General features: G+C 64.6%; 11 protein-coding genes. 9 read left to right on the top strand and 2 right to left on the bottom strand.

Translation table 11 applies throughout. From position 1 onward, the window contains the following. Window positions 1-119: 119 nt before the first annotated feature. Complete coding sequence (locus tag CAF70_RS25105) at window positions 120-1,166, bottom strand: class I SAM-dependent methyltransferase (RefSeq protein ID WP_085627302.1); 1,047 nt, start codon at window positions 1,164-1,166, stop codon at window positions 120-122. A 119-nt stretch (window positions 1,167-1,285) separates the two neighbouring features. Continuing rightward, on the bottom strand, window positions 1,286-2,149 hold the full coding sequence (locus CAF70_RS25100) for a type 1 glutamine amidotransferase domain-containing protein (protein ID WP_085627301.1): 864 nt from the start codon (window positions 2,147-2,149) through the stop codon (window positions 1,286-1,288). A gap of 118 nt (window positions 2,150-2,267) precedes the next feature. Here CAF70_RS25100 and CAF70_RS25095 point away from each other — a divergent pair, with 118 nt between their 5' ends. The 9 genes from CAF70_RS25095 (at window position 2,268) to treS (ending at window position 12,414) form a co-directional block, all read left to right on the top strand. Continuing rightward, window positions 2,268-3,203, top strand: a complete 936-nt coding sequence (locus tag CAF70_RS25095; protein ID WP_085627316.1) for a LysR family transcriptional regulator — start codon at window positions 2,268-2,270, stop codon at window positions 3,201-3,203. A 48-nt stretch (window positions 3,204-3,251) separates the two neighbouring features. Then, entirely contained in the window at window positions 3,252-4,589 is a 1,338-nt protein-coding gene (locus CAF70_RS25090; RefSeq protein WP_085627300.1) for a UDP-glucose/GDP-mannose dehydrogenase family protein, read from the top strand. After that, entirely contained in the window at window positions 4,577-5,551 is a 975-nt protein-coding gene (locus CAF70_RS25085) for an NAD-dependent epimerase/dehydratase family protein (protein WP_085627299.1), read from the top strand. The genes CAF70_RS25090 and CAF70_RS25085 overlap by 13 nt, the downstream gene beginning before the upstream one ends. A gap of 34 nt (window positions 5,552-5,585) precedes the next feature. Then, complete coding sequence (locus CAF70_RS25080; protein ID WP_085627298.1) at window positions 5,586-6,329, top strand: glycosyltransferase family 2 protein; 744 nt, start codon at window positions 5,586-5,588, stop codon at window positions 6,327-6,329. Beyond that, complete coding sequence (locus tag CAF70_RS25075; protein WP_085627297.1) at window positions 6,326-6,598, top strand: lipid-A-disaccharide synthase N-terminal domain-containing protein; 273 nt, start codon at window positions 6,326-6,328, stop codon at window positions 6,596-6,598. The genes CAF70_RS25080 and CAF70_RS25075 overlap by 4 nt, the downstream gene beginning before the upstream one ends. A 3-nt stretch (window positions 6,599-6,601) precedes the next feature. After that, entirely contained in the window at window positions 6,602-8,122 is a 1,521-nt protein-coding gene (locus CAF70_RS25070; protein ID WP_085627296.1) for a glycosyltransferase family 39 protein, read from the top strand. A gap of 99 nt (window positions 8,123-8,221) precedes the next feature. Beyond that, window positions 8,222-9,442: a putative DNA modification/repair radical SAM protein gene (locus CAF70_RS25065; RefSeq protein ID WP_085627295.1), complete on the top strand. Its 1,221-nt coding sequence runs from the start codon at window positions 8,222-8,224 to the stop codon at window positions 9,440-9,442. Continuing rightward, entirely contained in the window at window positions 9,433-10,317 is an 885-nt protein-coding gene (locus CAF70_RS25060) for a TIGR03915 family putative DNA repair protein (RefSeq protein WP_085627294.1), read from the top strand. Before CAF70_RS25065 ends, CAF70_RS25060 begins: the two co-directional genes overlap by 10 nt. Before the next feature lie 30 nt (window positions 10,318-10,347). Then, a complete protein-coding gene (treS, locus tag CAF70_RS25055; protein ID WP_085627293.1) occupies window positions 10,348-12,414 on the top strand; it encodes a maltose alpha-D-glucosyltransferase in 2,067 nt (688 codons plus the stop codon). The last annotated feature ends 407 nt before the right edge of the window (window positions 12,415-12,821 follow it).

Genomic DNA, 12,821 nt, shown 5'->3' with positions numbered 1-12,821 from the left:
TTTCAGGCCCGGCCTCTTCGCGGGTAAACCCGCTCCCACAGGTACAGCACAGTACTCAAGACCTGTGAAATGCCCGTGGGAGCGGGTTTACCCGCGAAAGGGCCGGCACAGGCTTACCTTTATTTCCGAGCCTCCAGAATCAGGTTGAACGGTGTCTGCGTCGCCCGCCGGAACCGTCTGAACCCCGCCTCTTCGAACACCGCCCGCAACCGCGCTTCCCCGGCCTGCGCGCCCAGCCCCAGCCCCACCTCCTGAGACAACGAATTCGGCGTGCAGATAAACGTCGATGCCGCATAGAACAAGCGCCCAACCGGTGTCAGGTTGCCCTCCAGCGAATCCTCGGCGTAAGGCTCCACCAGCATCACCGTGCCGTCGGCCTTCAACGCGCGGTAAGCATGCTTCGCAGCCCCCACCGGGTCGCCCATGTCGTGCAGGCAATCGAAGAAGCACACCAGGTCATGGTCATGCCCCGGATAGTCCTTGGCACTGGCCTGCTGGAAGCTCACCCGCCCCGCCAACCCCGCCTCGCGCGCACGCTCGTTGGCGGTGGCGATAGAAGGCCCGTGGTAGTCGTAGCCGATAAAGGTGGATGCCGGAAACGCCTGGGCCATTACCAGCGTCGAAGCTCCATGTCCACAGCCCACATCCGCCACCTTGGCGCCCGATTGCAACTTGGCGACCACGCCTTCCAGCGCCGGCAACCATTCGGCAACGAGGAAGGTGCGGTAGCCCGGCCGAAAGAACCGTTCGGTGCCACTGAACATGCATGGGTGGTGATCACCCCAGGCCAACGCGCCGTCGCCGCGCATGGCCGCTACCAGTTTGTCTTTGTCATGGAACAGCGCTGCCACCACAGCGGCACCACCGGCCATGTAGGCCGGAGAGTCCTCCAGCGCCAGGGCCATGGCCTGCTCTTCGGGCAACACGAAACGGCCCTTGTCATGCACCATGTAGCCCGAGGCAGCCTGGGCGCTGAGCCATTCGCGCAGCAGCCGCGGGTGGCAGCCGGTCTTTTCCGCCAGCGCCTCGGGTGTGGTCGGCTGGCTATCGGCCATGGCCCGGTACAACCCCAGCTCATCGCCAAGAATCACATTGGCCAAGGTCGCCGCCGCGCCCATGTCGCCCACCAGCTTTCCCATGAAGTCGTGAAGCCTTGCCTCGTCCATGATCTGCCCTCCTCTGCAAGAAGGCCATCGCCAGCGAGGGACATCCGCTCCGGGGAGGCGGTGGTCGATTGAATGGTGTGGGCCTGCGGGGCGTTGCCCAACGCAGGCCACTTGTAAGTCTAGATGCCCTGATCAGAAGGCTTCGCCCGCCCAGCCAACTTTTCCAGCAGCACCTTGGCCAGCGCCTTGTCCGAGAACGGGTTCTGCCCGGTAATCAGCTCACGGTCCACCACCACATGGGGTTGCCAGGCCTTCGCATAGCCCATCTCGCCCCCTGCCGTTGCCATGGCGTTGGCCGGGTAGAACAGCAAACGCTGGTCCTTGAGCGAACCCTCGAACACCTGCTCCTCCGGGTCGGAGAAAATGGTCATCTTGTAACCCTTGTACAACCAGTCGTTGGCTGCCGGCTTTTCACCACGCGCCAGCGCCGACTGGTAGCTTGCCGGGTCCTGCTGGGCCGAGAGCAAGGCGATGGGGCCGTGGCAGATGGCGGCCGTGGGCTTGCCGGCCTGGTGGAAATGCCGCAGCAAGGCACCCACTTCCGGGTTGTTGGCCAGGTCGATCAACGGCGCATGGCCGCCGGGGATGAACAGCCCGGCATAGCGCCCCAGGTCACCTGCCAGGACTTCTTTCACCGACAGGGTATCGTCAATGCCCGGCAGGCCTTGCACGACCTTCTCGATCCGGCGCATCTCCACCGCATCGCCGTCAAAGTAGCTTGGGTCGATCGAACGCTGGTCGACGCGTGGGGCATTACCCTTGGGGGTAACCAGCACCAGCTTGTAACCAGCCTTGAGCAACTGGTCGGCAGGCACGCCGAATTCGTTGAGGTAGTAGCCGGTGGCGTAGCGCTTGCCGTCCTGCAGCGGCAACTGGTGCTCGCTGGACAGCAGCACCAGCACCTCACCCTTGGGTGTAGCGTGGGCGCCGGCGGCAAGCAGGGTGCCGGCAACAGCCAGGGCAAGTCGGGACATCTTGGTCATGCAACAATCTCCTGATCAGGCAAATGGAACTGTCCGCTCATGTTGGCGGGATGCGTTCATGCTAATGGCAAGGCTATGATTCGATAATTCGAAAGCTCTCATGCCTGTGATCCAGAAAATGAATATCACCAGCAAGGACCTCAACCTGCTGTACCTGTTTCATGTGCTGTATCAGGAACGCAACGCCACCCTCGCCGCGCAACGCATGGCGCTGAGCCAGCCCGCGCTCAGTCACAAGCTGAACAAGCTGCGCCATCAGTTTGGCGACCCGCTGTTCGTCCGCGCGCCCCGGGGCCTGACCCCGACACCACGCGCCCACGAACTGGCGCCCGAGGTAGAACGCCTGGTGGTAGGGCTGGAAGGTTTCTATGAACGCTGCGAAGGGCAGGACTTCCTCGCCCGCCCTGCCCGCCTGCACCTGTACAGCACCGACTATGCAGAGCAGACGCTGTTGCCCAGGCTGCTGCCGATCCTGCGCAGCCAGGCACCGAACCTGACACTGGTCACCCACAACACGCGTGGCCAGCTACCTCGCGAAGAACTGGAGAAAGGCACCTGTGACCTGGCCGTTGCCGGGTTCTACACCGGCCTCCCGGAAACGTTCCACCAACAGCGCCTGCTCAGCGAACATTTTGTAGTGCTGGCCTCGCGCAGCCATCCAGCCTTGGACCAAGGCCTGGATCTCGATACCTTCCTCGCCAGCGACCACCTGCTCACGACACTCACCGGCGACCTTGATGGCCTGGTCGACCGCGCCTTGCGCAGCCAGGGCATGCAGCGACGGGTGGTGGCAGGCCTGTCGAGCTTCGTCGCACCCACGCGCCTGCTGCGCGGCACCAACCTGCTGCTCACCTGCCTGCGCTCGTTGGCCATCGAAGCCACCGAGCGTGATGACGACCTGCGCATGTACCCGCTGCCGCTGACACTGCCAGCGGTCGAGGTGATGCAGATCTGGCACGAACGCACCCATGCAGATCCCTTGCGACGCTGGTTCCGGCAACAGCTATGGCGCGTCAGTCAACAGCTGCCGGCCTGCACAGGTAACAATTTCTAAACAACAATGTGACATTTTTTTTCAGCTTTCTTCCCAAGGAGCTGTCAAATGAAGGTCACTGTTTTCGGTACCGGCTATGTCGGCCTCACCCAGGCAGTGTGCCTGGCCCAGGTGGGGCACTCGGTGTTGTGCATGGATGTCGACGCCGAGCGGGTCGCCAGCCTCAATACAGGCCATTGCCCGATCTTCGAGCCCGGCCTTGCGCCGATGCTGGAAAAGAACCTGGCCTGCGGTCGCCTGCGCTTCACCACCGACGCCAGCGAAGCGGCCAACTACGCCAGGTTGCAGTTCATCGCCGTCGGTACCCCGCCACAGGCCGATGGCAGCGCCGACCTCAAGCATGTGTTCGCAGTGGTCGACAGCATCCTCGAACATGCCGACGGCCCCAAGGTGATCGTCAACAAATCCACTGCTCCGGTCGGCACGGTGCACCGCATCAAGGCGCGCATCGCCCAGACCGTGGCCGATAGCAGCCGCTTCCACGTTGTCAGCAACCCCGAGTTCCTCAAGGAAGGCTCGGCCGTCGATGACTGCATGCGCCCGGAGCGCATCATCATCGGCGGCGCGGCCCCCGCCGAAGTGGAGCTGCTGCGCGAGCTGTACCTGCCATTCAGCCGCAACCGCGAAAAGCTCATGGTCATGGATGCGCGCAGCGCCGAGCTGACCAAGTACGCGGCCAACTGCATGCTGGCGACCAAGATCTCGTTCATCAACGAAATCGCCAACCTGGCCGAGCACCTGGGCGCTGACATCGAAATGGTGCGCCGTGGCATCGGCTCGGACCCGCGCATCGGTTACGACTTCATCTATGCCGGCTGCGGCTTTGGCGGCTCATGCTTCCCCAAGGACCTGCAAGCCCTGCGCCGCAGCGCCGAGGCCGAAGGCTTCGAACCGCAGTTGCTGCGTGCGGTGGAGTCGGTCAACGAGCAGCAAAAGGGCCGGCTGTTCAGCAAGATCCAGCGCCACTACCCACGTGGCCTGCGGGGCAAGGTCTTCGCTTTGTGGGGATTGTCGTTCAAGCCCAATACCAACGACATCCGCGAGGCCTCCAGCCGGGTCCTGCTGGAAGCGCTGTGGGCCGCCGGTGCGCGGGTGCAGGCCCACGACCCGCAGGCCATGGAAGCGATCCAGCGCCACTATGGTCCGCGCGCCGACCTGCAGCTGGTGCCGTGCAAGGAGGATGCGCTGCACGGCGCCGATGCCCTGGTGATCGTCACCGAATGGCAGGACTACCGCGTGTTGAACCTGGACAAGGTGCCGCACCAACTGGCCGACCGGGTGGTATTCGACGGGCGCAACCTGTTCGAACCCGAGCACATGGCCGCCGCCGGCCTGACTTATTACGGCATCGGCCGTGGCCAGGTACAGCCAGCATGCCCGTACTGATTACCGGCGTGGCCGGCTTTATCGGCTACCACGTTGCACGGCGCCTGTGCGAAGCAGGCATCGAGGTGGTCGGTATCGACAACCTCAATGCCTACTACAGCGTCCAGCTGAAGCTGGCGCGCCTGCAGCAGCTGTTCGGCTTTGCCGGTTTCCGCTTCCACACCCTCGACATCGCCCACCCGAGCGAACTGCAACAACTGTTCGCCGGGCAAGCGTTCAGTGCCGTGATCCACCTGGCGGCGCAGGCCGGGGTGCGCTATTCGCTGGACAACCCCGGCGCCTATGGCCAGGCCAACCTGGTCGGCTTTCTCAACCTGCTCGAAGCCTGCCGCCAGCAGCCGCCCCGCCATCTGATCTACGCCTCCAGCAGTTCGGTGTACGGCGCCAACGCCAAACTGCCGTTCTGCGTCGACGACCCGGTCGAGCAACCGCTGTCGCTGTATGCCGCCAGCAAGCGCGCCAATGAACTGATGGCGCACAGCTACGCACACCTGTACCAGCTGCCGACCACCGGCCTGCGCTTTTTCACCGTTTACGGCCCCTGGGGCCGCCCCGACATGGCGTTGTTCAAGTTCACCCGCGCCATGCTCGAGGGCCGGCCGATCGAGGTCTACAACAACGGCCTGATGGGGCGCGACTTCACCTACATCGACGACATCGTCGAGAGCATCGTGCGCTTGCGCCTGAAGCCGCCAGTGCCGGACAAGGGGCAACCACCCTGCCAGTTGTTCAACATCGGCCGAGGCCAGCCGGTACGGCTGCTGCACTTCGTCGAAAGCCTGGAACGTGCCTTGGGCATCAAGGCCCGGCGCGACTACCTGCCGCTGCAAGCGGGTGACGTGCTGGAAACCTGGGCCGACGTCGGCTCGCTGGCGCGCTGGATCGGCTACACCCCCGACACATCGCTGGAACACGGCGTCAATGCCTTCGTTGGCTGGTACCGGGATTTCTACCGGGTTTGAACCGCGCAATCACAACACAATCACAGGACGCCTCATGACAGATGCACTGGACCTCTCGGTACTCATTCCCGCCAGGAACGAGGTCGACAACCTGCCGTCACTGCTGATGGAAATACGCACCGCGCTGGCGGATGAAGACTATGAAGTGCTGGTGGTCGATGACGGCAGCAGCGACCGCACCCTGAGCGTACTGCAGCAACTGAAAAGCCAGGGTTACCCGCAGCTGCGCATCCTCCGCCACGCGCGCTCGCTGGGCCAGAGCACCTCGCTGTGGCATGCCGCCCAGGCTGCACACGGGCGCTGGCTGGCGACCCTGGACGGCGACGGCCAGAACGACCCGGCCGACATCCCCGGCATGCTGGCCCTGGTGCGCGCCAACCAGGACCTGGCCGGCGGCCTCAAGCTGGTGGCCGGGCACCGGGTCAACCGCCGCGACAGCGCCAGCAAGCGCTGGGCCTCGCGCTTTGCCAACGGCCTGCGCAGCCGCCTGCTCAAGGACGCCACGCCAGACACCGGCTGCGGGCTGAAACTGATCGAGCGCACGGCCTTCCTGCGCCTGCCCTATTTCGACCACATGCACCGCTTCATCCCGGCGCTGATCCTGCGCCACAACGGCCGCATGCTGGTGCACCCGGTCAATCACCGGCCACGTCACGCCGGGGTGTCCAAGTACGGCAACCTGGACCGCGCCCTGGTCGGCATTCTCGACCTGTTCGGGGTCTGGTGGCTGGTCCGTCGCACGCGCCTGGACACGCCCCCCCAGGAGCTCGAAGGATGACCCGTGAAACCCTGTGGTTGATCATCGGCTTCGCCGGCCAGGTCGTATTCACCGGGCGCTTCGTGTTGCAGTGGCTGTACAGCGAGTTCAAGCGCCGCAGTGTGATACCGGTGGGTTTCTGGTACCTGAGCATGCTCGGCAGCGCACTGCTGCTGACTTACGCCATCTATCGCCAGGACCCGGTGTTCATCATCGGCCAGAGCTTCGGCTTTCTGGTCTACCTGCGCAACCTGCAGCTGATCGCCCGCCACCAGGAACAGAAGGAATAGCCCTTGCCAAGGTTCAACACGCTCGGGGCCGAACGCCTGGCCCTGATTACCCTCGCCATATTGCTGGTGGGCGCGGGTATCGGCTGGCGCCAGCCAATGAATGTGGATGAAGAACGCTTTCTCGGCGTCGCCCTGGAAATGCTGCAGAGCGGCAACTGGTTCATCCCGCACCGGGCAGCGGAAATCTACGGCGACAAGCCGCCATTGTTCATGTGGACCGTGGCTATGTTCAGCCACCTCACCGGCTCGCCCAAGGTGGCCCTGTACCTGCCTGGGCTGCTGTCGGCGGCAACCATCACCTGGGTGCTGCATGACCTGGGGTGGCGCCTGTGGAACCGGCGCATCGGCGTAATCGCCGCCTTGCTGTTCCTGGCTACCTACCAGAGCTACAGCATCCTGCGCACCGGGCAGATCGACAGCTTCCTGTGCCTGTGGGTGGCACTGGGTTTCTACGGCATGCTGCGCCACTTGCTGCTCGGGCCGGCGTGGGGCTGGTTCTACCTGGCCTGCATCGCCATGGGCCTGGGCATCATCAGCAAGGGCGTGGGCTTTGTCCCGGCGCTGCTACTGCTGCCCTATGCCTGGGCGGTGCGCCACCGCTGGCACGGGGTTGTGACCATGCCCGGCCAGGGTTGGCACTGGTGCCTGGGGCTGCTGTGGCTGCTGGCCGGTTGCGCGGTGTGGCTGCTGCCACTGCTGGTATCGATTGCCCATGGCGGTGGCGCGGCGGAGCTGGCCTATCTGAAGGAGATCCTGCTGCGCCAGACCGCCAGCCGCTATGCCAATGCCTGGGACCATCGCGAACCGTTCTGGTACTTCTTCGTCAAGGTCATCCCCAAGTACTGGCTTCCATTGGTGCTGGCCCTGCCCTGGCTGGTACCGGCCTGGCGCCGACAGTTGCACAAACGGGACGGGCGCTTCTTGCTGCTGCTCGGCTGGGTGGCACTGGTGCTGTTGTTTTTCAGCCTGAGCAGCGGCAAGCGCAAGCTGTATGTCTTCCCGGCGCTGCCGGGTCTGGTGCTGGCCATCGCGCCGCTGCTGCCGTGGCTGCTCAAGCGCTGGCTAGGCGGCCGTCCGGCCTGGCGCAAGGCGTTCACTGCCGTGGCCCTGGCATGGTTTGCGCTGTGGTTTGCGCGCGGTTTCGTCGAGCCGCTGAAGGAAGGCCGCAACCCGCATGAGACATTGATGACCGAAGCTGCACGAGCCACAGGCGGCGCCGAGCTGGTGCTGGTCAACTGGCGCGAGGGGCATTGGCTGTTTGCACGGCAACCCATCGTGCACTTCGGTTTCACCGACCAGCCCAGGGCGGATGCAGCCGTCTACTGGCTGCGCCACAACCCTGCCGCCTTTGCCCTGGTCCCGGCTTCGGAACTGGGCCGCTGCTTCAGTGCCGACAAGGCACGCAGGCTGGGCCAGACCTCGCGCGCCGAATGGTATGTGGTCGCTGCCGACGCCGATAACGGCCAGTGCCAGGCCACGGCCCCCAGCCATGTCTACCACTTCGCCTGGGCGGCCTCGCCTTAGTGCCTGTCAATGTTTCCGCAGGAATCCCGGTGCACAATCACTTGCAATCCGTCACATCTCAAAATACTGTATGAATATTCAGTATCACAGGTCAGCTCCATGCAACTCATTGCCAAACTCGGCATCCTTGCCGATGCTGCCAAGTACGACGCATCCTGCGCCAGCAGCGGCGCGCCCAAGCGCAACTCGCGCGGGGCTGATGGCCTGGGTGCTACCAATGGCATGGGCATCTGTCACAGCTACACCCCCGACGGGCGCTGCGTGTCGCTGCTCAAGGTGCTACTGACCAACTTTTGCCTCTACGATTGCCAATACTGCGTCAACCGCCGCTCCAGCAACGTGCCACGCGCACGCTTCAGCCCCGAGGAAGTGGTCCGGCTGACGCTGGACTTCTACCGGCGCAACTGTATCAGCGGCCTGTTTCTCAGCTCTGGCATCATCCGCTCGGCGGACTACACCATGGAGCAACTGATCCGCGTGGCCCGGCTGTTACGCGAGGAGCACGGCTTCCGTGGCTACATCCACCTCAAGACCATCCCTGATGCCGACCCGCTGCTGATCGAGGAGGCCGGGCGCCTGGCTGACCGGCTCAGCGTCAACATCGAGCTGCCGACCGACGCCAGCCTGAAACGCCTGGCACCGGAGAAACAGGCGCACACCATTCGCCAGGCCATGGGCGTGATCCACCGCGGCCAGCAAGCCGTGGCCCACGAACCCAAGGCGCCGCGCTTTACCCCGGCCGGGCAAAGCACCCAGGTGATCGTCGGGGCCGACAGCACCGACGACAGCACATTGCTGCGCAATGCCGAATCGCTGTACCAAGGCTACGGCCTCAAGCGCGTGTACTATTCCGCCTTCAGCCCCATCCCCGACAGCCCCGGCAGCGTACCCCTGGCCGCACCGCCGCTGCTGCGCGAACACCGCCTGTACCAGGCTGACTTCCTGTTGCGTGGCTATGGCTACAAGGCCGGCGAGCTGCTGGGTCAGAGCGGCAACCTGGCACTGGACATCGACCCCAAGCTGGCCTGGGCGCTGGCCAACCGCGAAGTGTTCCCACTGGATGTGAACCGTGCCGAGCCGGCGCTACTGGCACGCATCCCCGGCATTGGCCTGCGCAGCGTGCAGCGCCTGGTAGCCCTGCGACGCGAACGGCGCATTCGCTACGATGACCTGATCCAGTTGCGCTGTGTGCTGGACAAGGCGCGGCCGTTCATTGTTACCAGCGACTACCGCCCGGCCCAGGCCGAGTTGCGCAGCGGCCTGCTGAGGGCGCGCTTGCGTGAGCCGCAGGCGCCGGTGCAAATGGGCTTGTGGGGATGATCGCGCTCGACTGCGACGGCCTGTTCGCCACCTGGCGTGGCCAGGCCCGGGTGTTGTTGGGGCATGGCGTCGACCCGTCGGAGGTCACCTGGGTGCAAGGGCCGGTGGCTGATTTGCTGGCCATGCCGACAGCACTGCCGGAAGGCCCCGGTCCTTTTCGCGCCAAGGTGCCAGCGGCGCTGCTGGGCCAGCTGGAACAGGCGGCTCGCTACCGTGGCGAGCAGCGCTGGAACCTGCTTTACGAGGTACTTTGGCGGGTGGCCCATGGCGACCGCACTGCCATGCTGGCGGGCGACCGATTGGGCAGTGAGCTGCACAGACGGATCAAGCAGGTCAATCGCGAAGCGCATCACCTGCATGCGTTCGTACGCTTCGTGCCACTGCCCGAAGTACTGGCTGAACAGCTGCAAATTGACCTGGTGGCCTATCACGAACCGGCGCATGACATTCTGGAAAGCGCCAGTGCGCATTTCGCAGACCGCCTGGGGCGTTTGCGCTGGTTGATTGCCACGGCCAACGACGGCATACGCTTCGATGGCCAGGCATTCGACTACCAGCGCCAGTGCCCCGAGCCCTGGCGCCAGTGGGCGCGCAACGCCGAAGACCCTGGCGCGGAATTGTGGCGCACCTACTATCGCCATACCTTCAACCCTGCCCGCCTCAACCCCGATGCCTTGCGCCTGCACATGCCCGGCCGGTTCTGGCGCCATTTGCCGGAGGGCATGCTCATTCCGCAGCTCGAAGGCCTGGCTCGGCAAGGCAAGCAACGGGATGGCCAAGCCCTGGAAGTCGCCTCCCAGGCTGGCAAACAGATCAGCAAGCCCACGAACCATTCTCAAGCCGAACGATCAGCCGCCACAGCCGTCATAACCTGAGCCGCTGCCGACACGCAAAGAGGACGCGAAATGACCCCACCCGATCCGTCATACGTCAAATGGCTCGAAGACCGCGCCATGCTCAGGGCCTCCCAGCAACGCACCCACCTGTACTCCGGCCAGTCGCGCCTGTGGCAACAGCCCTACGCCGAAGCCCAGCCCCGCCGGGCCACCGAGATCGCTTCGGTCTGGCTGACCGTCTACCCCGACGCCATCATCGCCCCCGACGGTTGTTCGGTGCTTGGCGCCCTGGCCCACGAGGCGCTGTGGAAGCGTTTGTCGGAGATCGGCATCCAGGGCCTGCACACCGGCCCGATCAAGTTGTCTGGCGGCATCCGTGGCCGTGAGCTCACCCCCAGCGTCGATGGCAACTTCGACCGCATCAGTTTCGACATCGACCCGCTGTACGGCAGCGAGCAGGAGCTGGTCCAGATGAGCCGCATGGCCGCCGCGCACAACGCCGTGACCATCGACGACCTGATCCCTTCGCACACTGGCAAGGGCGCCGACTTCCGCCTGGCCGAGCTGGCCTACGGTCCCTACCCGGGGCTGTACCACATGGTCGAGATCCGCGAGGAAGACTGGCCGTTGCTGCCCGAAGTGCCGGCCGGGCGCGACGCAGTCAACCTGCTGCCGGCCCAGTGCGACGAGCTCAAGGCCCGCCATTACATCGTCGGCCAGCTACAACGGGTGATCTTCTTCGAGCCAGGTGTGAAGGAAACCGACTGGAGCGCCACGCCGCCGGTGACCGGTGTGGATGGCAAGACCCGGCGCTGGGTGTACCTGCATTACTTCAAGGAAGGCCAGCCGTCGCTGAACTGGCTGGACCCGACCTTCGCCGCCCAGCAGATGATCATTGGCGATGCCCTGCACGCCCTGGACTGTCTGGGCGCCCGCGGCCTGCGTCTGGATGCCAACGGCTTTCTCGGCGTGGAGACGCGCGCCAGCGGCACCGCCTGGTCGGAAAGCCACCCGCTGTCGATCGTCGGCAACCAGCTGATCGGCGGCATGATCCGCAAGGCCGGCGGTTTCAGCTTCCAGGAACTGAACCTGACCCTCGACGATATCGCGCAGATGTCCAGGGGCGGTGCCGACCTGTCCTACGACTTCATTACCCGGCCGGCCTACCAGCATGCACTGCTGACCGGCGACACCGAGTTCCTGCGCCTGATGCTCAAGGAAATGCACGCCTTCGGCATCGACCCGGCCTCGCTGATCCATGCCTTGCAGAACCATGACGAGCTGACCGTGGAGCTGGTACATTTCTGGACCCTGCATGCCCATGACATGTACCTTTACAAAGGCCAGACGTTGCCCGGCGGCATCCTGCGCGAGCACATCCGCGAAGAGATCTACGAACGGCTGTCAGGCGAGCATGCGCCGTACAACCTGCGCTTCGTCACCAATGGCATAGCCTGTACCACGGCCAGCCTGATCGCTGCCGCACTGGGTATCCGCGACCTTGGGCAGATCGGCGCGGCAGAAACAGAGCTGATCCAGAAGGTGCACCTGCTACTGGTCATGTACAACGCCATGCAGCCGGGGGTGGTGGCGCTGTCCGGTTGGGACCTGGTGGGCGCCCTGCCCTTGCCCGCCGAAGCGGTCGCGCAGCGGATGCTGGATGGCGATACCCGCTGGATTCACCGGGGCGGCTACGACCTGGCCGGGCTTGAGCCGCAGGCCCAGGCGTCAGTGCGTGGCATGCCCCGTGCCCGGTCGCTGTATGGCAGCCTGGACAGCCAGCTGGAAAACGGCGATTCGTTTGCCTGCAAGGTGAAGAAACTGCTGGCAGTGCGTCAGGCCTATGGCATCGCCACCAGCCGTCAGCTGTTGGTGCCCGACGTCAGCAGCCCCGGCTTGCTGGTAATGGTGCATGAGCTGCCGGCCGGGCGCGGCATTCAGATCAGTGCACTGAACTTTGGCCAGGAAGTGATTGCCGAGGAGCTGCAACTGACCGGATTCACGCCGGGGCCGGTGGTGGACATGATCAATGAAACGGTCGAAGGGGATTTGACCGAAGATGGGCGGCTGATGGTGAACCTGGACCCGTATGAGGCGCTGTGCCTGCGGATCGTCAACAGCAGTGGCCATGTCTGAATGGTATTTGCCCCATTGCCTTCGCCGGTGAAGTTCTGAACGGCAGCCACGCGACATTTGTGAGAGCGGGTTCACCCGCGAACACCGGCGCAGCCGGTGCCATTCACCGCGTCGCCTGCTTCGCGGGCATGCCCGCTCCCACAGCGTCCGTACCAGCTGAAGGAATGCACCATACCTGTGGGAGCGGGCGCGCCCGCGAACACCGGCATAGCCGGTGCCATCCACCGCGTCGCCTGCTTCGCGGGCATGCCCGCTCTCACAGGGACCTGACCAGCTGAAGGAATGCGCCATACCTGTGGGAGCGGGCACGCCCGCGAACACCGGCGCAGCCGGTGCCATCCACCGCGTCGCCTGCTTCGCGGGCATGCCCGCTCCCACAGGGTCCGTACCAGCTGAAGGATTGCGCC

It is taken from the genome of Pseudomonas sp. B19(2017), from assembly GCF_002113165.1.
Taxonomy (GTDB): Bacteria; Pseudomonadota; Gammaproteobacteria; order Pseudomonadales; family Pseudomonadaceae; genus Aquipseudomonas.
This window is presented reverse-complemented; position numbering and strand designations above follow the sequence as displayed.